The 19,471-nt window shown below is 70.0% G+C and carries 18 protein-coding genes and 1 riboswitch; of the genes, 15 read left to right on the top strand and 3 right to left on the bottom strand.

Going from position 1 to position 19,471, the window contains the following annotated elements; genetic code table 11:
• Positions 1–59: 59 nt before the first annotated feature.
• Both ACWF9G_RS21095 and ACWF9G_RS21090 read right to left on the bottom strand, forming a co-directional pair.
• The gene (locus ACWF9G_RS21095; RefSeq protein ID WP_452517221.1) at positions 60–488 is read right to left on the bottom strand and encodes a DUF3040 domain-containing protein; all 429 of its coding nucleotides are present in this window, start codon (positions 486–488) and stop codon (positions 60–62) included.
• 125 nt (positions 489–613) lie between these two features.
• A complete protein-coding gene (locus ACWF9G_RS21090) occupies positions 614–1,063 on the bottom strand; it encodes an SAV_6107 family HEPN domain-containing protein (protein WP_452517220.1) in 450 nt (149 codons plus the stop codon).
• Between the two features lie 116 nt (positions 1,064–1,179).
• Between ACWF9G_RS21090 and ACWF9G_RS21085 the strand changes: the two genes are divergently transcribed.
• The 7 genes from ACWF9G_RS21085 to ACWF9G_RS21055 all read left to right on the top strand — a co-directional run bounded on the left by ACWF9G_RS21085 (position 1,180) and on the right by ACWF9G_RS21055 (position 8,396).
• The gene (locus ACWF9G_RS21085) at positions 1,180–1,812 is read left to right on the top strand and encodes a GNAT family N-acetyltransferase (protein WP_379310683.1); all 633 of its coding nucleotides are present in this window, start codon (positions 1,180–1,182) and stop codon (positions 1,810–1,812) included.
• A complete protein-coding gene (locus ACWF9G_RS21080; RefSeq protein ID WP_452517218.1) occupies positions 1,809–3,386 on the top strand; it encodes a phytoene desaturase family protein in 1,578 nt (525 codons plus the stop codon). Before ACWF9G_RS21085 ends, ACWF9G_RS21080 begins: the two co-directional genes overlap by 4 nt.
• Complete coding sequence (locus tag ACWF9G_RS21075; protein ID WP_452517217.1) at positions 3,383–4,243, top strand: carotenoid biosynthesis protein; 861 nt, start codon at positions 3,383–3,385, stop codon at positions 4,241–4,243. Before ACWF9G_RS21080 ends, ACWF9G_RS21075 begins: the two co-directional genes overlap by 4 nt.
• Positions 4,244–4,376: 133 nt before the next feature.
• Positions 4,377–5,123, top strand: a complete 747-nt coding sequence (locus tag ACWF9G_RS21070; RefSeq protein ID WP_379310699.1) for an LppM family (lipo)protein — start codon at positions 4,377–4,379, stop codon at positions 5,121–5,123.
• A 1-nt stretch (position 5,124) separates the two neighbouring features.
• The gene (locus ACWF9G_RS21065) at positions 5,125–6,297 is read left to right on the top strand and encodes a glycosyltransferase family 2 protein (protein ID WP_452517214.1); all 1,173 of its coding nucleotides are present in this window, start codon (positions 5,125–5,127) and stop codon (positions 6,295–6,297) included.
• A 212-nt stretch (positions 6,298–6,509) separates the two neighbouring features.
• Entirely contained in the window at positions 6,510–7,745 is a 1,236-nt protein-coding gene (locus ACWF9G_RS21060; protein ID WP_452517212.1) for a lipase family protein, read from the top strand.
• A gap of 48 nt (positions 7,746–7,793) precedes the next feature.
• Positions 7,794–8,396, top strand: coding sequence for a DUF6892 domain-containing protein (locus ACWF9G_RS21055; RefSeq protein ID WP_452517210.1), 603 nt, complete (start codon positions 7,794–7,796; stop codon positions 8,394–8,396).
• A 180-nt stretch (positions 8,397–8,576) separates the two neighbouring features.
• On the opposite strand, the gene ACWF9G_RS21050 is transcribed toward ACWF9G_RS21055, so the two are convergent.
• Complete coding sequence (locus ACWF9G_RS21050; RefSeq protein ID WP_379310689.1) at positions 8,577–9,275, bottom strand: hypothetical protein; 699 nt, start codon at positions 9,273–9,275, stop codon at positions 8,577–8,579.
• Between the two features lie 212 nt (positions 9,276–9,487).
• Positions 9,488–9,582: riboswitch (SAM riboswitch) on the top strand.
• A gap of 16 nt (positions 9,583–9,598) precedes the next feature.
• Between ACWF9G_RS21050 and ACWF9G_RS21045 the strand changes: the two genes are divergently transcribed.
• Genes ACWF9G_RS21045 through ACWF9G_RS21010 form a run of 8 tightly spaced genes read left to right on the top strand, consistent with a single transcriptional unit; the run spans position 9,599 to position 19,389 of the window.
• Positions 9,599–11,218, top strand: a complete 1,620-nt coding sequence (locus tag ACWF9G_RS21045) for an ABC transporter substrate-binding protein (RefSeq protein WP_452517208.1) — start codon at positions 9,599–9,601, stop codon at positions 11,216–11,218.
• A gap of 2 nt (positions 11,219–11,220) precedes the next feature.
• Complete coding sequence (locus tag ACWF9G_RS21040) at positions 11,221–12,252, top strand: ABC transporter permease (RefSeq protein WP_452517206.1); 1,032 nt, start codon at positions 11,221–11,223, stop codon at positions 12,250–12,252.
• A 56-nt stretch (positions 12,253–12,308) separates the two neighbouring features.
• On the top strand, positions 12,309–13,199 hold the full coding sequence (locus tag ACWF9G_RS21035; protein WP_379310692.1) for an ABC transporter permease: 891 nt from the start codon (positions 12,309–12,311) through the stop codon (positions 13,197–13,199).
• Entirely contained in the window at positions 13,196–14,953 is a 1,758-nt protein-coding gene (locus ACWF9G_RS21030) for a dipeptide ABC transporter ATP-binding protein (protein ID WP_452517204.1), read from the top strand. Before ACWF9G_RS21035 ends, ACWF9G_RS21030 begins: the two co-directional genes overlap by 4 nt.
• The gene (locus ACWF9G_RS21025; protein ID WP_452517202.1) at positions 14,950–16,071 is read left to right on the top strand and encodes an LLM class flavin-dependent oxidoreductase; all 1,122 of its coding nucleotides are present in this window, start codon (positions 14,950–14,952) and stop codon (positions 16,069–16,071) included. The genes ACWF9G_RS21030 and ACWF9G_RS21025 overlap by 4 nt, the downstream gene beginning before the upstream one ends.
• Positions 16,068–17,435, top strand: a complete 1,368-nt coding sequence (locus tag ACWF9G_RS21020) for an NtaA/DmoA family FMN-dependent monooxygenase (RefSeq protein ID WP_452517200.1) — start codon at positions 16,068–16,070, stop codon at positions 17,433–17,435. The genes ACWF9G_RS21025 and ACWF9G_RS21020 overlap by 4 nt, the downstream gene beginning before the upstream one ends.
• Positions 17,432–18,241, top strand: coding sequence for a DUF1684 domain-containing protein (locus ACWF9G_RS21015; RefSeq protein ID WP_452517198.1), 810 nt, complete (start codon positions 17,432–17,434; stop codon positions 18,239–18,241). The genes ACWF9G_RS21020 and ACWF9G_RS21015 overlap by 4 nt, the downstream gene beginning before the upstream one ends.
• Positions 18,238–19,389, top strand: coding sequence for an LLM class flavin-dependent oxidoreductase (locus ACWF9G_RS21010; protein ID WP_452517196.1), 1,152 nt, complete (start codon positions 18,238–18,240; stop codon positions 19,387–19,389). The genes ACWF9G_RS21015 and ACWF9G_RS21010 overlap by 4 nt, the downstream gene beginning before the upstream one ends.
• Positions 19,390–19,471: the final 82 nt, after the last annotated feature.

Raw genomic sequence — 19,471 nt, 5'->3', positions numbered from 1 at the left:
CCGCACCCCATCGGGTGCGGCGCCGCCTTCGATGCCGTTACGCTCCGGCTACAGCCGAGCTACTCCTGCTCGAACCTTCGGCGGAACCGATCCTCCATCCGCTCGGAGAAGCCGCCCGACTTGCGGGGGCGGTTACCGCGCCCGGTCGAGCCACCCGACGGGCCACTGCCCGCGGCGGGAGTCTCGGTCGAGTCCGGACGAGCGGACCTGCGCAAGTTGCCGATCATGAGCAGGACGCCCGCACCGAACATGGCGATGAAGCCGACGAGACTGATGATCGGGAAACCGCCCGGCTTGAACGGGGCGGCGATGCCGGCGACGAGCAGGAACAGGCCGATGGCGAACAACGCCGCGGCTTGCAGTCTGCGTCGACTCGACGTGGAGCGAAGTCGTCCGCCGCGGACGGACGAGGCGAACTTCGGATCCTCAGCATAGAGAGCGCTCTCGATCTGTTCGAGCATGCGCTGCTCGTGCTCGGAGAGTGGCACGGTACCTCCCCCGGCACTAGGCGTGGCTGGTCGCCTCCGGGTAGGCGACGGGTAGCCGACCTTGGCGGCTATCTGCTCCCCATGATACGAGTTCGATCGAAGCCGTACCACCTACTCGGTGATAACTAAGCAGTCATGTCCCGGTCGCGACTCGGCTGCGGGCGTGTCTTGGCCGCGGCGACCAGCGCATCGTCGACGTCGTACAGGAATGCGCCGACCCGTGAACAGAACTCGTCGGCTCGGGTGTCGGTGATCGCGCGGTCCAATCCGGCCTCCAGATCGGCCCGCAGCTGCGAATGGGCCTCGAAGTAATCCGCCCACATCGCGAACTCGGGTGTCGCGCGTCTCAGCAATACCCACGCGCTGCGCGACCTGGCCCGCGGCGCCCGGTCGGCGCCGGTGAGCGCGATCATGGCGCCCGCTGCGCGCAGGGCGGCCAGGTAGGCGGTGCGGAATCGCTCGCCCGGCTCGTGTTCCCAGGCCGAATCGGTGAGCAAGGCGTCGGCCTGACGTAGCAGCCCGCCCGCGCGACCGTCGTGCCCCGTGTGCTCCCGACCATCGTTGCGACCAGCCATCTGCTGCCCCTTTCGCCCCTCGCACAGATCGAACAAGCATTCGAACGTTTGAATTGAGATTGAATATAGGGACACCCACCGACAACTTCCGCGCCTGCGCGCCATCGACGAGAGCCATGACAGCCGTCAAGCCCAATCACACCCCCGCACCCGTCGTCGTCGACCTCACCGTCGCCGCCCTGCGGTCGCGCCTGCACGACGCCCTCTCGGTGTATGTCGCCGCGATGGACTATCCCCGCGGCACCGAACACCACCGCGCGCCGATGTGGACCGAGCACACCACCCGCGCGGGTTGGCGCGCCGTGGCCGCCCTGCTTCCCGACGACTCGGGTTCGGTCGACCTGCGCACCGCCCCGATCGTCGCGATCGCCTACGGCTACAGCGGCGCACCGCGCCAGTGGTGGCATCAGCAGGTGCACACCGGAATGCGCCGGTGCGGCTGGCCGGAAGCGGCCGCCCGCGACCTGCTCGCCGACTATTTCGAGCTCACCGAGTTGCACGTGCACCCCACCGCGCAGGGTCGCGGGATCGGGTCGACGCTGCTCGAGCGCCTGCTGGCGGATCGGCCGGAGGCGGCCGTGCTGCTGTCGACGCCGGAGGTGCCCGAGGAGGCCAACCGGGCGTGGCGGTTGTACCGGCGGGCCGGATTCACCGATGTGATCCGCGATTTCGTGTTCGCGGGCGACACCAGACCGTTCGCCATCCTGGGGCGGCGGCTGCCGCTGCCCGCGTCCGGCAGCCGAGCGTGAGGTCGGCGGGAACGACGGTCGTCGTCGGTTCCGGTCACAACGCGCTGGTCGCCGCCTGCTATCTGGCGCGGGCCGGGCAGCGGGTGCAGGTGCTGGAGCGCGACGAGGTGCCCGGGGGCGCGGTGTCGACGGTCGAGCGGTTCCCCGGTCATCTGGTGGATCGCGGGTCCTCGGCGCACATCATGATCCGGCACACCGGGATCATCGAGGAGCTCGAGCTCGAGCGATTCGGGTTGCGCTACATCGACTGCGATCCCTGGGGTTTCACGCCGTCCGACGGCGTCCGCCCACCGATCGTCTTCCATCGCGATCTCGACCTGACCTGTGCCTCGATCGCCGCGGCCTGCGGTACACGCGACGCCGACGCCTATCGCCGATTCGTCGCGGTGTGGGGTGAGCGCAGCGCGCGGGTGATGCGGTCCTTCGGTGGTCCGCCGACGCCGGGCAGGCTGCTGCGCTCGTTCTGGGGGCTGGACGCGCGCGACGGCGGCAGCGCGCTGTCGCGGGAGTTCCTGCAGTCCGGTGACGCGCTGCTGGACTACTGGTTCGACGACGAACGGCTCAAGGCGTCGCTGGCCTGGTTCGGCGCGCAGTCCGGCCCACCGATGTCGGAACCCGGCTCGGCGCCGATGGCCGGTTTCGCCGCACTCATGCACACCCTGCCGCCGGGCCGTGCCGTGGGGGGAAGTGGGGCGCTGTGCGCCGCCCTGATCGCCCGGCTGCGCTCCGACGGCGGGGAACTGCACACCGGTGACGCCGTCACCGCGCTGCGCCGCACCGGCGGCGGCTGGCAGGTCACCACGGAATCCGGCCGAAACCTGCACGCCGACACCGTGGTCGCCGGCTCCCACATCCTGGCCACCCTGGATCTGCTGCGCGCGGGCAGTTTCGACGCCGGCACCCTCGACGACTGGCAGCGCCGGATCCGAGTCGGCCCCGGCATCGGCATGGTGGTGCGTCTGGCCACCGACCGGCTACCGGAATACCCCGGCGCCTCCCCCGCCGAATCCGCCCGTGGCCTGCAGTTCCTCGTCTCGGACCGGAATCAGCTGCGCCTGGCCCACGGCGCGGCACTGGCCGGTTCGCTGCCGCCGCGGCCGGTGGTGCTGGCGATGAGTTTCAGCGCACTCGACCCCACCATCGCGCCGCCCGGCGAACATCAGCTATCACTGTGGGCGCAGTGGCACCCCTACGAGCTCGCCGACGGCAGCGACTGGGCAGCACACGCCGAGCACGAGGCGGATCGGATCATCGCCGAGGTCGACCGGTACGCACCGGGATTCGCGTCCTCGGTGCGGCAGCGGTTCGTGCAGACCCCGGTCGATCTCGAACGCGAGATGGGACTTCGCGGCGGCAATGTCATGCATGTGGAGATGTCGCTCGACCAGATGATGCTGTGGCGGCCGCTGCCTGAGCTGTCGGGTCAGCGCGTCCCGGGTGCTCCCGGCCTGTATCTGACAGGCGCGTCCACCCATCCCGGCGGCGGAGTGTCCGGTGCCAGTGGACGCAGCGCCGCACGGCTTGTTCTCGGCGATCGCCGGACCCGCCTGTTCTCGCTACCGCACAGACGATGAGGCCACTCGCGAACCGGTTCGGCTACGGCGCCGAGGCGTTCTGTCGTTGGCTGCGCGCCGATCCGCAGCGCGCGCTGCCGACCGCCACCGCGATTCTGCTGGTACTGGTGCAGATCGCCTACCCGTTGAGCGCGGGCACGATCCGCGATCGGATCACGATCGTCGTCGTGGTGCTCTCGGCGGCGACCGCCCTCCTGCACGCGGCGACGACCCGCGGATGGCGCTGGGCCACCGGGTTCTTCGTCGTCGTCTCCGGGCTCGGGCTCACCGCCGAGACCATCGGTACGGCCACCGGGTTCCCGTTCGGCGGCTACGCCTACGCCGTCGACCGGATCGGGCCCGCGCTCGCCGAGGTTCCGCTGGTCGTCCCGCTGGCCTGGACCGGCGGGCTCTACCCGATCTGGATCGTCGCGGGTCTGATCGTGCACCGCGACGCGAGCCTCGGGGCGGCCGCGCGACGCGCCGGGCTGTTCGTCGTGGGTGCGGTCGGCTGGGATCTGTTCCTGGATCCGCAGATGGTGGCCGACGGCCAGTGGACCTGGCGGGTCACCGACGCGGGGCTGCCCGGTCTCCCGCAGATCCCGTACACCAACTACCTCGGCTGGGCGCTGGTCGCCGCGTTGATGGCGCTGCTGCTCACCGTGCTGGACCGGCAGGTGCCGCCTGCCCGTGACCCCTCGGTGGCGGTCCCGGTGGCCGTGTTCGTGTGGACCTGGCTGGGCTCGACGCTCGCGCACGCGGTCTTCCTCGGACTGCCCGCCTCCGCGATCTGGGGTTTCCTCGGCCTGGCGCCGCTCGGCATACCGCTCCTGCTGCGTGCCCGATCGCGCGAAAGTGACGCGGACCGCGCGAGCTGAGGCGCCACGGCCCGGAATCATGGGCGAAATGCCTGTTCGGCACGGGTCCGCGCGACCTGGTGGGCCCGTCGTGTGTGTTCTCGGGCCCGGGCCTGGCACGATGTCAACCGTGCAGCCGAGTCTCGTCGCCGACATGCCCACTCCTTCGCCGCGTCGTCATGGGCCCGCGCGGCGCGTCGCGGCCGTCGCCGTCCTGCTGGCACTGCTGGTGCCCGCGCTGGCCGGGTGCCTGCGCGTGCAGGTGTCGATGGGCGTGTCGTCCAACGACCGGGTGTCGGGGCGGATCGTCGCCGCCGTCGTGCCGACCGGCCCCGACGACAAGGGTCCGCAGCTGAAGGCGCCCGATTCGGTGGCGGCCAAGGTCCGCGTCGAGACCTACGACCAGGACGGGTACGTCGGCACGCAGGTGTTCTTCGACGACCTGTCCTTCGGCGAGGTCGGCCAGCTCGGCGGCCTGTCGGATCAGACCCAGGGCATGTTCACCCTGGAGTTCCAGCGCAACGGCGACCTGGTGAGCCTCACCGGCCGCGTCGACCTGGAGTCGGTGCCGCCGCACGGCTCGGACGTGCAGTTCTCCATCGCGTTCCCGGCGCGCGTCGCCAAGACCAACGGCACCCGCGAGGGCGACAGCACCGTGTCGTGGAAGCTGCCCGCCGGTGAGGTCTCGACCCTGCGCGCCGAGGTGAAGTACGCCGACCCGAACACGCGCTCGTTCGCGGGCTGGGCGGGCATCGTCGGCGGCATCACCCTCGCCGTCGCCGCGCTCGTCGCGGGCCTGGCCTTCCGCGACCGCAATCCCGGCCCGCCGAACGCGCCGCGCGGCGGTTTCTCGCCACAGGAGATGTGGCGCGAGATCACCAGCCGCAGGCTGGGCCGCTGACATGGGCGCGGCGGTCCGCTACCTGACCTGGGCAGGCACCGGTCTGGCCGCGCTGGGCGCGACCACCGCCGCCTACAACCTGGTCACGTTGCGCACCCTGCCGCGCCGGGTCGCCGGCGTGATCGAACCCGTGACGGTGTGCGTGCCCGCCCGCGACGAAGCCGACCGCCTGCCCGACCTGATCGCCGACCTGCGCGCCCAGACCGGCGTACCGCGCCTGCGGGTGCTTATCCTCGACGACGCCTCCACCGACAACACCTACGAGGCCGCCCTCGCCGCCATCGGCGACGACGACCGCTTCAGCGTGCTCCGCTCGGCCGCCCACCCGGCCCCCGGCTGGACCGGCAAGGCCGCCGCCTGCGCCCGCCTCGCCGCCCGCACCAACGCGGCGGCCTTGGTCTTCGTCGACGCCGACGTCCGCCTCGCCCCGCACGCCGTCGCCGCGGCTGTCACCGAATTGCGCAGGCGCGCAGCCGGTCTGGTGTCGGCCTGGCCGGTGCAGGAGTCGGGGACGACCGCCGAGCGCCTGGTCCAGCCGCTGCTCGCCTGGTCGTGGGCCTCGACGCTGCCGCTCGGCCCGGCCAACCACAGCCTGCGCCCGTCGACCGCGGTCGCGTGCGGGCAGTTCCTCGCCGTCGACGCCGAGGCCTATCGCGCGGGCGGCGGTCACGCCGCCGTCGCCGCCAGCGCCACCGAGGACCTCGACCTGGCCAGAGCTCTGCGCCGCGCGGGCCACGGCACCGCCCTGGTGACGGCCGGTCCGGCAGCGAGCACCCGGATGTACACCGGCGCAGGCGAACTCACCGACGGCTACACCCGCTGGCTCTGGTCGGCCTACGGCGGCCGGATCGACGCGGGCGCCGCGATCGGAGCCCTTGCCGCCCTTGCCTATTGGATCCCCCCACTCGCCGCCCTCTGCGGTCGAGGCCGGACCCGCCGCGCCGGCCTGCTGGGCTACCTCACCGCGGTAGCGGGCCGACTCGCCGCCCGCAGCACCGAAACCCGCCGCGCACCCACTCCCGCCGACATCACGTCGGCGGTGGCCCACCCCCTGGGCGTAGCCCACTACCTGATCCTGTGGACACGCTCGCACCACCACCACCGCACCGGCAGACTGCACTGGAAACAACGCCCCCTCGTCGCCCCGCAAACCACGACCGCGCGGCGCGCCTGACAGTTCCGTGTCAGCACGGATGTGGTGGACCAGTGGGCAGCCTGACACTGGACCCAGTCGACCACTTTCGAGCTGTCACATCGCATGCGCAGTGTCATTTTCGCGCATTCGGCCCCGTTTCGGCGTGTCGCTGGTAGTTTGCCGGCGGTAGCGATTGAATACCGCCTGGCTGGTCGACGAATTGCCCCGCACAACCAGTGGAGGTCAAGGTCGTGAAGCGTCCGTTTCTTGCGTTCCTCGGTAGCCGAGGCAGCGGTTGGACCCGCGTCCTCGGTGCGTTCGGCGGTGCCCCACTCGCGCTGCTGCTCGCGACGACGGCAACCGCGGAACCGTTGTACCCGCATTCCGATCCGGACCCGTTCTACGCCGCCCCGGCGGATTTGGCGGGGTACCGCCCCGGCGATGTGCTCGACATGCGGGCGCAGCCGCCGCTGCCCCTCTTCCCCGGCGCCACCGTCACATTGGTCAAGTACCGGTCCACCGATTCGCACGGTGCGCCGATCGCGGCGACTACCACGATCCTGACCCCCGCCGGCCATCGGCCCGACGGGCCGTTGCTGTCGTATCAGCACTTCATCAATGCGCTCGGCACCGGCTGCGGGGTATCGCACATGCTGTACAACAGCGACCTGAATCTGGTGGCGACGACGCCGATCTTGAACGTTGTGCTGCAGCAGGGTTGGAGTGTCGCACTGCCGGATCATCTCGGACCTGAGTTCGCCATGGGAGCCGCGCGTTTGGGTGGCCAGATCGTCTTGGATGGCATCCGGGCGGTGAAACGGCTGCCCGTACTCGCCGTGCAGCACAGCCCAGTGGTGATGACCGGCTACTCCGGTGGCGGCATGGCCACCGCATGGGCGGCAGCGCTGCAGCCGTCGTACGCACCGGAGCTCGAGCTCGCGGGCGCGGCCATCGGTGGCGTCCCGGTGAACCTGGTGACGATGGCGCAGGCTCTGGGCTTGGACCCGCACCCGGCCTTCGGGCTGGCCATGGCGACGGCGATCGGTCTGGAGCGGGAGTATCCGGACCAGGTGCCCATCAGCGCGTATCTCAATCCGCGTGGCCTCGCACTTCGTGACGCAATGGCCAACAGCTGCACCAACACCATCCTCGCCATGGGCGCCAACGGCAGCGCTCGCGAGTACGTCACCAACTCCTCGATCTTCGACAGCCCCGACGCCCGGTCGGTGGTCGAGCAGAACAGTCTGGAGCTCTACGCCGGGGTGCCGGAAATACCTATGTTCGAATGGCATTCGCCGACCGACCCGTTGATTCCGGTCGACGCCATCAACAACACCAACCGCCGCTGGTGCGCGGCGGGGGTACGGTTGCAGACGCTGTGGGTGCCCTCGGTCGAGCATTTGACCGCGGCTGTCGCGGGCGCCCCCGCGGTACTGCAGTGGCTCGACGGACGGGTTCGCGGAGAGCCTGCGCCCGTCGCCTGCTGAGATCTGGGACCATGCTGGTCGAGGCTCCGGGGCCCGTACGCTTCGCTGATGGCGATTATCGAACTGGCTGACCGCAACCTTCGACTCGCGCTGCTCGACGAGGTGTATAGTGCTCGACTCGAAGACTACTGGTGGCTGTCGTCGCTGCGGGAGGAATACGCCGCCTACCAGGCCTCAGCCGGTGGTCCGGCTTGGGACGAGATCATCGAGCAGCTCGGTTACGACTACCTGCCACAGCTGCAACGGTTTCTTCTCACCCTCCCGTTGACCTCGGACGATCTGGCACAGGTGACTGACCTGTGTCTGGACGGCGATCGTGAGGTCTATCAGCTCTACCCCGGGTGGTGGCACTTCGGCAGGCATTTCTCGATCACGAACCTGGACGGGATCGCCTACTGTGCGGCACTCGAAGATCTCGATCTCAACTCGATGGTCGAAGCCACCAGTCTCGCCCCGCTTGCGGGGTTGACCAGGCTACAGCGCCTCAGACTGGATTCGGGCATCCAGAATCGTGACGTCGGTGTCATCGCCGCTCTGCCCGCGCTGACCGAGCTGGTGATCTTCAACGGTTTCAAGGCACACGACAACGAGGAGTGGCGCAGTGTGGTCGGTGCGCTGCGGACACGCGGCGTGGCGGTGCACGGCTGGTAAATCCCGGTGGGTGGTTTCGAGTGAGTCGCGCATGGCCGTGTAGTCGGGGGCAGCGAGAGCGGCCACGTCATCTGGCATCGGGACTGGCCGCCCGCCATGCCTGCCCCATGACCTCACCAGGCGACGGCAGCGGAGAGGTCCATGCCGAGAACGTCGAGCGGCGCGGGCGGACTGAGACGATCAGGGGACTTCGGTGATGCCGACGGTCGGGAAGAAGAAGCAGGAGCGGCCCGCGTTGTCGGTGGTGCCGAAGACGGCGGCCAGGACGGTGCCGTGGCCGGTGTCGACGGGGACCGCCCGCACTCCGCCGACGGGGATGGCGGTGAACAGGAAGTCGCGGATGGCGGTTTCGGCGAGGGGGCGCAGTTCGACGGGTACCTCGGGCGGGACCATCGCGCGGACGATGTCGGTGATCGAGCCCATCGAGGCCAGACCACCGCGGCCGGTGCTGATGTTGAGCCAGGCCACCTGCATGCCGGAGGTCTTGGTGGTGGCCGTGTCCGGCGACAGGCCGTAGGGCAGGAAGGTGAACATCGTCTGGCCGGACTTCACGGCGGTGAGGTCGAGGCCGGGGACCTGGACGGTATTCGCCGGCCACGGGCCAGGGACCGCACCCGCGACGGCGGGGATCAGGCCGAGGTCGTCACCGGCGCAGTTCGCGGCGACCGTCGGATACAGGAACGGCTGGACGCCGAGCGCTTCGAGGGTGTCGACGACGGTCTGATACGCGCCGAGCAGGTCGCCCGGAGCCGCCGTCTGCGCCGCCGGCGCATCCCTGGTTACCTCGGGCGCCGCCGCCGCGGTAGGCGCGGCCAGTAGCAGCGCGGCGGCACAGGCCGCCAGCGTGGTCAGTGTGGTGAAACGACGCGGCTCGGTCACGGCGCACTCCTCATGGACGCGAAGACATCCGACGCTACTCCCGTACCGGGCGTAATCCGCGCAGGTGAGATGGCACCGAGCCGTCGGCGCGTCGCACAGTGTGCCCGAGTACGCCCCGCGTTCCAAGCTCTGCGCTCACGCTGATCCTTACCGTTGTGAAGGATCCCGCCAGTGCCACATGCTGATTCGGTACCGGCCCCTGCGGCCGGTCACAACCATCCAGAGCGACCGAGAGACCCGGCTCGACGACGTCGCAGCAACCCGCCCGTTCCCCGGGTGTGGGTGCTTCCGCCGGGTTCGATGGAAGGAAGAAAGTGCACCCCGTGATCGGTCCCCATCATCGTCTCGCCGCTGTCGCCGGCGTTCTCGCCGTCGCCACCTCCGTGGTCGCGTGCGGTAGTGACAGCGCAGGCTCGGGTGGGCAGGCCGGTCCGCCCCAGCCCGGCGGCACGCTGCGCTACGGCCTGTCGCAGGCGCCGTCGTGCTCGGATCCGGCGCAGGCGGGCTCGAACCAGTCCATCTACGTCGCCCGTCAGATCGTCGACTCGCTCACCGATCAGGACCCGAAGACCGGCGCGATCACGCCGTGGCTGGCCACCAGCTGGGAGGTCAGCTCCGACGCGAAGGTGTTCACGTTCACGCTCGCCGACGGCGTCACCTTCAGCGACGGCACGCCGGTCACCGCGGACTCGGTGCGCGACACCTTCGACGCGATCGTGAAACTCGGTGGCGCGAAGGCGCCGCTCGGCACGAGCTACCTCACCAACTACGTCGGCACGACCGCGGTCGACAAGCTCACCGCCCGAGTGGAATTCAGCCAGCCCAACGCGCAGTTCCTGCAGGCCTCCTCCACACCGCAGCTCGGAATACTCGCCAAGGCGACCAATGCCAAACCGGCCGAGGCCAGGTGCGCAGGCGACAATATCGGCAGCGGGCCGTTCACCTACGCCGGCTACAAGCAGGACGTCTCGGTGACGCTGGCGAAGCGGGCCGGATACCACTGGGGATCGGCGGTATTCGGGCATCAGGGCGAGGCGTACCTGGACCGGATCGAGTTCACCGTCGTCCCCGAATCCGGGGTGCGCACCGGCAGTCTCGTCTCCGGTCAGCTCGACGCGATCAGTGACGCGCTGCCCCAGGACGCACCGCAGATCGAGGCCGTCGGCGGCCAGGTGCTGTCCACGTCCAACCCCGGCACGCCGTTCGGCCTGCACCCCAACGTGACTCGTGGCCCGCTGCGCGATCCGGCGGTGCGCCAGGCACTGCTGCCGGCGCTGGACCGCAAGCAGCTCGTCGACACCGTGCTCGGCCCGCAGTTCAAGGTCGCGACCTCGACGCTGGCCTCGGCGACACCCGCGTACGCGGATCTCTCGGCACAACTTCCCCACGACCCGGCCAAGGCGAAGTCGATTCTCGACCAGGCAGGCTGGGTTCCCGGCGCCGACGGCATCCGCGCGAAGAACGGTGAGCGCCTGAGCTTCTCGGTGACGTTCAGCCAGGTGTTCGCGGGCAACCAGGCGATCCTGGAGCTGGTGCAGCAGCAGCTTCGCCAGGTGGGCGTCGACCTGACACTCGACCTGGTGTCGCTGCCGGAGTGGACCGCCAAGATGAACTCCAAGGACTACGACGCCACCTACGGCAATTCCACCCGCGCCGACGGCGACATCCTGCGCACGCCCTTCTCGATCACCGGTCGCAACCTCAATGCCCGCGGACCGATCCCGGCGCTGGACGAGACCCTGGACAAGCAGCTGGCCGCCAATGATCCGGCCGCACGGGCGACGCTGATCAAGACCGCGCAGCAGCAGATCCTCGACAACGGCCTCTACATCCCCACCGTCGAGCTGTCCCAGGCGATCGGCGCGGCCGCGACCACCCAGGATCTGAAGTTCGAGGCCTCGGCCCGGCTGCAGTTCTTCGACACCTGGCTGAGCGGGCGCTGATCATGAGCCGATACGTGGGTTCCCGGGTGCTGCAGGCGCTCTGGGTGTTGTGGGCGGCGTTCACGATCTCCTTCGTCGTGCTCTACCTGCTGCCTGCGGATCCGGTGTCGATGGCCGCCGACGGCGGTGGGCCCGGCACCGTCGTCGACAAGGCGGCGATCGCGGAACTGCAGGCCCGCTACGGCCTGGACAAGCCGCTGTGGGAGCAGTATGTGACCGCGCTCGGCAATGCGGTCAGCGGTGACCTCGGGCGGTCCATCAGCACCGGTCAGCCCGTGACCGAAGCGCTCGGCGACGCCCTGCCCCCGACTCTCGGATTGGCGCTGCTAGCCCTGGTGTTCGCCGCGATCGGCGGCACCGCATTGGCGTTCGCCGCCACCTACACGCGGCGGCCGTGGCTGCGCAATACGCTCAGTGCCCTACCACCGCTGGCTGTTTCGGTGCCGACGTTCTGGACCGGTCTGATCCTGTTGCAGCTGTTCTCGTTTCGGCTGCACTGGTTTCCGGCCTTCGGCGGGACGGGACTGCGCGGCACCCTGCTGCCCGCGCTCACCCTGGCACTGCCGATCGGTGCGGTGATCGCCCAGGTACTCGCCGCCGGGCTGGAACAGACCTGGCGGCAGCCGTTCACCGAGGTCGCGCTCGCCAAGGGCGCCTCGCGGTGGTGGGTGCAGCGGCGCCACGTCGCCCGGTTGGCCAGCGTGCCCGCGTTCACCATCGCCGGTGTGCTGGTGGGCACCGTGCTGGCCGGGTCGGTGGTGGTGGAATCGGTGTTCGCCCGCGCCGGTGTCGGCAGGCTGACCCAGACCTCCGTGCTCAACCAGGACATCCCCGTCGTGCAGGGCGTGGTGCTGCTGTCGGCGCTGATCTTCGTCGTCGTGAATCTGACGGTCGATCTGCTGTATCCCCTGCTCGATCCACGGATCACCGGTAGCAGGTGGCAGCGCGCGAAGACGAACACCAGGCCCGGTGACAGCACCGAACTCCCGGACACGAAGGCCGATGTCGCCGCGAAGGCGGTGCACGGTGCCTGAGGTCATGCGGCCTCAGGACGCCGCCGGGACCACCATCGATACCGAAGGGAACGACCATGGTTGACCTCCTCGTGCGCCGTGGATCGGTCGCCGAAAGACCCGAAGTGGCAGACGACAGTACTGTCCGGGCCACCGAGATCGCACGGTGGGTTCGGGCCCATCTGGGCCTGCTGGTCGCGGTCGTGGTGCTCGCCGTCGCGATCGGATGGGCGGTGGCGCCGTCGGTCTTCGCCCCCGGCGACCCGCTGACCGGCGTGCCCGCGGAGAAGTTCCAGGCTCCCAGCGCGGCGCACTGGTTCGGCACCGACAATCTCGGCCGCGATCTCTACACGCGGGTGGTGCACGGCGCCGGTCTCTCACTGACCGCGACACTGACAGCGGTCGGCATCGCACTGGTGGTCGGCTCGCTGCTCGGGCTGCTGTCCGGCGCGGCGGGCGGCATCGTCGACACCACGATCATGCGGGTGGTCGACGTCCTGCTGTCGATCCCAGCACTGCTTCTCTCCCTGGCACTGGTGACCGCGCTCGGCTTCGGCACCCGCAATGTCGCTCTCGCCGTGGGCATCTCGCTGATCGCGAACTTCGCCAGGGTCATGCGTTCGGAGGTGCTGCGAGTGCGGCACGCGCCGTATGTCGAAGCGGCACACGCGTCGGGGGTGCGCTGGTACACGGTTCTCGCCCGGCACATCCTGCCGAACTCGTTTCAGCCGGTCCTGGCGCTGGCCGCCGTGGAATTCGGGATGGCGGTGCTGGCGGTGTCCTCGCTGAGCTTCCTCGGCTACGGCACCAAACCGCCCACCCCCGAGTGGGGTTCGCTGATCTCGGAGGGCCGCAATTTCCTGGCGTCGGCGTGGTGGCTGACCACCCTGCCGGGTCTGGTCATCGTCGCCGTCGTGCTGTCGGCACAGCGTCTCGGTCGTTTCGCGGGGAAGGCGGAGAAGCGATGAGTGCGAACGAATCGTCGACCGGACCCGGCGGCGAACACGCCACCGACCACGCGAATGTCTCGCCAAGCCGGTCGAGGTCCGAGTCGTCGGCGACAACGGAGCGATCGGCGGGTGTCCTGCGTGGTCGTGACCAGACAGGGCCGCTGCTACGCGTGGCGGACCTGCACATCGCCTACCGATCGAGCTCCGGGCCGGTCGACGCCCTGCGCGGCGCCTCGATAGAGGTCGAGCGCGGCGAGGTGGTGGCGCTGGTCGGCGAATCCGGCTCGGGGAAGTCCACGCTGGCGCACGCGGTGATCGGCTTGCTCGGCGATTCCGCGCGGATCGTCTCGGGCAGTGTCGAATTCGCCGACGAGCACGTCGATCCGACGGACGAGAAGGCGCTGCGTCGCCTACGCGGCGCGCGAGTCGGCTTCGTCCCACAGGATCCGGGCCTTTCGCTGAATCCCGTCCTGCGGGTAGGCGATCAGGTCGCGGAAGCGCTGCTGGTGCATCGCCTGGCGGATCGGCGCGGCGCCCGGTTGCAGGCGCTGGACCTGCTCGAAGAGGTCGGGCTGGACCGGCCGGAGATCCGGGCGCGGCAGTATCCGCACGAGCTGTCCGGCGGGCAGCGCCAGCGGGTGCTGATCGCGATCGCGCTGGCCTGCGGGCCGGAGCTGATCATCGCCGACGAGCCGACCAGCGCGCTCGACGCGACGGTCGCACGGCAGGTGCTGGATCGGCTGGCCGAGCGGATCGCGGCACGCGGCACGGCGGTGCTGCTGATCACCCACGATCTGGCCGTGGCCGCCGAGCGGGCCGATCGACTCGTGGTGCTCGCCCAGGGTGAGGTCGTGGAATCCGGGCCGACTGCCCAGGTTCTTTCCCGTCCGGCGCATCCCTACACGCGACGTCTGCTGGCGGCATCGCCCGCACTCGCGCCCACCGGGTTCCGTCCGCCCCGCGCCCGCGCCGAGTCGCCGCTGCTCTCAGTGCACGCCCTGCACAAGCGATTTCACGCCGCCGACGTCACCGCCGTCGACGATGTCGAGTTCACCCTCGATCGTGGGGAGACCCTGGCCCTGGTCGGTGAGTCCGGGTCGGGCAAGTCGACCACCGCGCGCATCGCCTTGCGTCTGACCGAACCCGACAGCGGCACGGTGACTTTCGACGGGCACGACCTCACCACCGCGCGCCGCCGTCGTCTGCGCGAACTGCGCAGGCGCTTCCAGGTGGTGTATCAGAACCCGTACTCGTCGCTGGACCCGCGCTGGCAGATCGGCGACATCATCGCCGAGCCGCTGCGCGCCTACCGTGTCGGACGGCGCGCCGAGCAGGACCGCCGCGTGACCGAGCTGCTCGACCAGGTCGCGCTGCCCGCCGACTTCAGCACGCGCAAGCCCGCCGAACTGTCCGGTGGTCAGCGGCAGCGGGTGGCGATCGCCCGCGCGCTGGCTCTGCGCCCCGATCTGCTGGTGCTCGACGAACCGGTCTCGGCGCTCGACGCCTCGGTGCAGGCGCAGATCCTCGATCTGCTCGACGGCCTGCAACGCGACCTGGCCCTCGGCTACCTGTTCATCTCCCACGACCTCGCCGTCGTCCGCCAGATCAGCGACCGGGTGGCGGTGATGCGCAACGGCCGCATCGTCGAAACCGGGCCGACGGCAACCCTGTTCACCGATCCGCGGCACGCCTACACCAGGGAGCTGCTCGCGGCGATCCCGGCGCCCGGCATCCGGATCGATCGCATCGACGGAAAGGACCTGATCCGATGAGCAAGGCCACACTGTTCCTCGGCATCGAAACAGCGGGCACCGGAACGCATCCCGCGTCCTGGCGGCGTGCGGATTCGCGGGCGGAGGATCTGTTCACCGCCCGGTACTGGACCGAGGTGGTCGCGCGGGCTGAACAACTCGGGTTCGACGCGGTGTTCCTGCCCGACTCGTTCGGTCTGCAGGAGGGCGGCACGGCGGTGACCCGCGGCAGGCTCGACGCGGTCGCGATCGCGGCCCGTACCGCGCCGCTCACCGGGCGGATCGGGCTGATTCCGCAGGTACCGGTCACCCACACCGAACCGTTCCACGTGTCCAAGGCGATCGCCGCGCTCGATTTCGCGAGCCTGGGCCGCGCGGGCTGGGAAGCCGGGGTGTCCCTCGGCTCCGCGCAGGCCAAGGCGTTCGGCCGCAAGGATGTTCAATCCGACGCGGCGCTGTGGCACGAGGCCGACGAAGCGGTCGAGGTCGTGACTCGCCTGTGGGACAGCTGGGAGGACGGCGCCGAGATCCGCGATGTACCCACCGGCCGGTTCATCGACCGGGATCGGCTGCACTACATCGACTTCGCCGGCGAGAACTTCTCGGTGAAGGGTCCGTCGATCACCCCGCGCTCACCGCAGGGTCAGCCGATCGTGACCGTGCGCGCCGACGATCCCGTGTCCACCGATGTCGCGGTGCGCCGCGCCGACCTCATCCGGTTCTCCGCCCCCGACCTCGCCACCGCCGCCGAACGCCGAATCTCGCTGCGCGCCGCCCTCGCCACGGCGGGCCGCGATCCCGACACGGTGCAGGTGCTACTGGATCTTCCTGTCCACCTGGCCGATTCGGCCGATCACGCGTACGCCGAGGTCGCCGAGCTCGACAGGTGGTTCGCGCAGGACCCCGGCACCACGCTGCGGTACGTCGGCACCGCCACCGCGCTCGACGAGTTCCTCGACGAGACCGCCCACACCGACGCCGCCGACGGTGTGGTCCTGCGACCGCTCGCGCTGCACGCCACGCTCGCGGCGCTCACCGCTCGTCCCCCGGCCGAATCCGCACCGGGCACCCTCCGCGACCGCCTCGGTCTCCCCCGCCCCGCCAGCCGCTACGCGATCACGCAAGGAGCCGCGCTGTGACCTCGAAGCCGCGCAAGCAAGTCCATCTCGCCGCGCACTTCCCCGGCGTCAACAACACGACCGTCTGGGCCGATCCGGCGTCGAAGTCGCAGGTCGACTTCGCCTCGTTCGAGCACCTGGCCCGCACCGCCGAACGCGGCCTGTTCGATTTCTTCTTCCTGGCCGAGGGGCTGCGGCTGCGCGAGCACCGAGGACGCATCCACGATCTCGATGTGGTGGGCAGGCCGGACACGTTCACCGTGCTCAACGCGGTCGCCGCGGTCACCGAGCGGCTCGGGCTGGCGGGCACCATCAACAGCACCTACAACGAACCGTTCGAGCTGGCCAAGCAGTTCGCCTCGCTGGATCATCTCTCCGGCGGCCGCGCGGCTTGGAATGTTGTCACCTCCTCCGACGCGTTCACCGGCGAGAACTTCCGGCTTGGTGGCTATCTGGAGCACAGCGAGCGCTACCGGCGCGCGGCCGAGGTGGTCGAAGCGACCAGGGCACTGTGGGACAGCTGGCCCGCCGACGCGCTCGTCGTCGACCGGGAACGCGGCATCTTCACCGAGGAGGTGCCAGGAACCGCCTTCCGCAGTGGTCAATTCGACATCGATGCCACGTTCGTCCTGCCGCCGAGTCCCCAGGGGCACCCGGTGTTGCTGCAAGCGGGCGATTCCGACGAGGGACGCGAATTCGGCGCGAAGACCGCCGACGCGATCTTCACCGTGCACGGCACACTCGAGGCGGGCCAGAAGTTCTACGCCGACATCAAGGGCAGGCTCGCGAAATACGGTCGTGCGCACGACGAGCTGCTGGTCTTCCCGGCCGCCACCTTCGTCCTCGGCGACACCGAAGCCGACGCGCACGAGCGGGCCAGGGAGATCCGGTACCAGCAGGTGAGCCCGCAGACCGCGATTGCCTTCCTCGAACAGGTCTGGGGCCGTGACCTTTCCGGCTACGACCCCGACGGGCCGCTGCCCGACATCGAACCCGATACCACCACCGAGATCACCCGGGGCCGGGTGCGGCACGCGAAAGATCCACTGGCCGTGGCGAAGGCGTGGCGGGAGCAGGCCGAAGCCGGGAAGCTCAGCATCCGCGAATTGATCATCGAGGTCACCACCCGCCAGCAGTTCATCGGCACCCCGGTCCAGGTCGCCGAGCAGATCGATCACTACGTGCAGTCCGACGCCGCCGACGGGTTCATCCTCGTCCCGCACCTCACACCCGCCGGGCTCGACGAGTTCGTCGACACGGTGGTGCCGGAACTGCAGGAACGCGGCAGTTTCCGCACCGCCTACACCGGCACCACGCTGCGCGACCACCTCGGTCTGCGTCATCCCCATCACCCCGCCATCGCCGAAGGAGCACGCGCGTCATGACGATCACCGTCGACACCACCAGCACCGCAACAACGTTCAGCGACGACTGGCACCGCTGGCACGACGCCCGCGAGGACGGCCTGCGCGACCCCCTCGGCTGGCTCAGCCTCGCCGGCCTGCACTGGCTCACCGACAGCCCGGAACGCCTCGACGGCGTCCCCGGCACCTGGTGGGTGACCGACGAGAAGGTGTTCATCACCGCCCAGCCCGCCGACCGGCTCGACGTCGAGGGCGAGCGGATCGCGGGCGTGCGGATTCTGACTCCCGCCGAGGGCGCGCCGGGGCTGAGCGTGTTCAACGAGGAGCGGGTCTTCGAGGTGATCCGGCGCTCCGGGCAGTTCGCGGTGCGCGTGCACGACCCGGCCGCGCCCACCCTGGCCGGGTTCACCGGCGTCCCCGCCTATCCGGCCGACCCGCGCTGGGTCGTCACCGGCCGGTTCACTCCGTTCGACACCGCCCGCACGGTCACCACCGGCGCGGTCGTGGACGGGCTCGAACACCACCACAGCGCGGCGGGGACCATCGAGTTCCGGATCGGCGACGCCGTGGAGACGCTGATCGCCTTCGGCACGCTCGCGGATCTGCGGGTGCTGTTCACCGATGCCACCAGCGGGGTCACCACCTACCCGGCGGCGCGGTCGCTCGCGATCGGTGCGGTCGAGGCCGACGGCACCGTGACCCTGGACTTCAACCGGGCGGTGAACCTGCCGTGCGCGTTCACCGATTACGCGACCTGCCCGGTGGCACCGGCCGAGAACCGGCTGCGGGTGGCGATCGAAGCGGGAGAACAGGATCCGGCGCTATGACCGTTCCGCTCTCGATCCTCGACCTCGCGCCGATCAGCGAAGGGTCGACTGCCGCGCAGGCATTGCGCAACACGATCGATCTCGCCCAGCATGCCGAACAGTGGGGCTACCACCGGTATTGGCTGGCCGAACATCATTTCGTGTCGGTGGCCAGTTCGTCCTCGCTGACCCTGCTCGCCCTGGTCGCGGCGGCTACCTCCCGCATCCGCGTCGGTACCGGGGCGGTGCAGGTGGGTCATCACACCTCGGCCTCGATCGTCGAGGCGTTCGGCACCGTCGACGCGCTGCACCCGGGGCGGCTCGATCTGGGTCTCGGCCGGTCGGGGCATCGGCGCAGCCAGTTCGGGGCGGAGGCGTCCACCGCCAAGGGCGGGCATCCGGTGCTGGACACGGTCACCGGGCGCACCCGGATCCGCGACGGTGTGGTGGTGCCGCCGCCGTTCGACCCGCGCGGGATCACCGACCGGTCCAAATTCGTCGCCTCGCTCGAAGCGCTCCAGCAGCCGCATGCCGAGGCGCTGGACTTCCCCGATCAGATCGCCGAGGTCCGCGCCCTGCTCGACGGCACCTACACATCGTTCGATGATGTTGCGTTGCACGCGGTTCCGGGTGAGGGGGCCGATGTCGAACTGTGGTTGTTCGGCAGCACGGCCGGTGAGAGCGCCGAAGTGGCAGGCAGGCTCGGGTTGCCGTTCGCGGCGGCCTATCACGTCGCCCCCGGCACCGCACTGGACGCGGTCGAGGCCTACCGGGCGGCCTTCCGGCCCTCGCCCACCCTCGCCGAACCGCACGTGATCGTGTCGGCCGATGTCGTGGTCGCCGCCGACGACGCCACCGCCCGCCACCACGCGAGCACCTACGGTCACTGGGTCCACAGCATCCGCAGCGGTTCCGGCGCGGGCGAATACCTCGACCCCACCACCGCCTCCCCCCTCACCCCCGACCAGCTCCGCCTGGTCGAGGACCGCCTCGCCGCCCAGATATCCGGCTCCCCCGACACGGTCACCGAACGCCTGGAAGCCCTGGTCAAGGTCACCGACGCCACCGAACTCCTGATCACCACCATCACCCACAACCACGCCGACCGCCTGGAATCCCACCGCCTCCTGGCCGACGCCTGGGGCCTGCGCACCGCCCGCGCGGCCTGAACCCCTCGCTGCGGGGTCGTCACGCAACGACGGCCCCGCAGCGCCGCCCGCTCCCGCGATCCCGCCGTACCCGGCAGCGCCA

The sequence above is a fragment of the Nocardia sp. NPDC055029 genome, assembly GCF_053608525.1.
The sequence above is the reverse complement of the archived record's forward strand: the minus strand, read 5'-3'. Positions and strand labels throughout refer to the sequence as shown.

Bases quoted from the DNA above. Each gene is read 5' to 3' on its own strand.
- ACWF9G_RS21090 (WP_452517220.1), bottom strand. From the start codon at position 1,063: ATGGCTGGTCGCAACGATGGTCGGGAGCACACGGGGCACGACGGTCGC.
- ACWF9G_RS21085 (WP_379310683.1), top strand. From the start codon at position 1,180: ATGACAGCCGTCAAGCCCAATCACACCCCCGCACCCGTCGTCGTCGAC.
- ACWF9G_RS21075 (WP_452517217.1), top strand. From the start codon at position 3,383: ATGAGGCCACTCGCGAACCGGTTCGGCTACGGCGCCGAGGCGTTCTGT.
- ACWF9G_RS21070 (WP_379310699.1), top strand. From the start codon at position 4,377: ATGCCCACTCCTTCGCCGCGTCGTCATGGGCCCGCGCGGCGCGTCGCG.
- ACWF9G_RS21065 (WP_452517214.1), top strand. From the start codon at position 5,125: ATGGGCGCGGCGGTCCGCTACCTGACCTGGGCAGGCACCGGTCTGGCC.
- ACWF9G_RS21055 (WP_452517210.1), top strand. From the start codon at position 7,794: ATGGCGATTATCGAACTGGCTGACCGCAACCTTCGACTCGCGCTGCTC.
- ACWF9G_RS21040 (WP_452517206.1), top strand. From the start codon at position 11,221: ATGAGCCGATACGTGGGTTCCCGGGTGCTGCAGGCGCTCTGGGTGTTG.
- ACWF9G_RS21035 (WP_379310692.1), top strand. From the start codon at position 12,309: ATGGTTGACCTCCTCGTGCGCCGTGGATCGGTCGCCGAAAGACCCGAA.
- ACWF9G_RS21030 (WP_452517204.1), top strand. From the start codon at position 13,196: ATGAGTGCGAACGAATCGTCGACCGGACCCGGCGGCGAACACGCCACC.
- ACWF9G_RS21025 (WP_452517202.1), top strand. From the start codon at position 14,950: ATGAGCAAGGCCACACTGTTCCTCGGCATCGAAACAGCGGGCACCGGA.
- ACWF9G_RS21015 (WP_452517198.1), top strand. From the start codon at position 17,432: ATGACGATCACCGTCGACACCACCAGCACCGCAACAACGTTCAGCGAC.
- ACWF9G_RS21010 (WP_452517196.1), top strand. From the start codon at position 18,238: ATGACCGTTCCGCTCTCGATCCTCGACCTCGCGCCGATCAGCGAAGGG.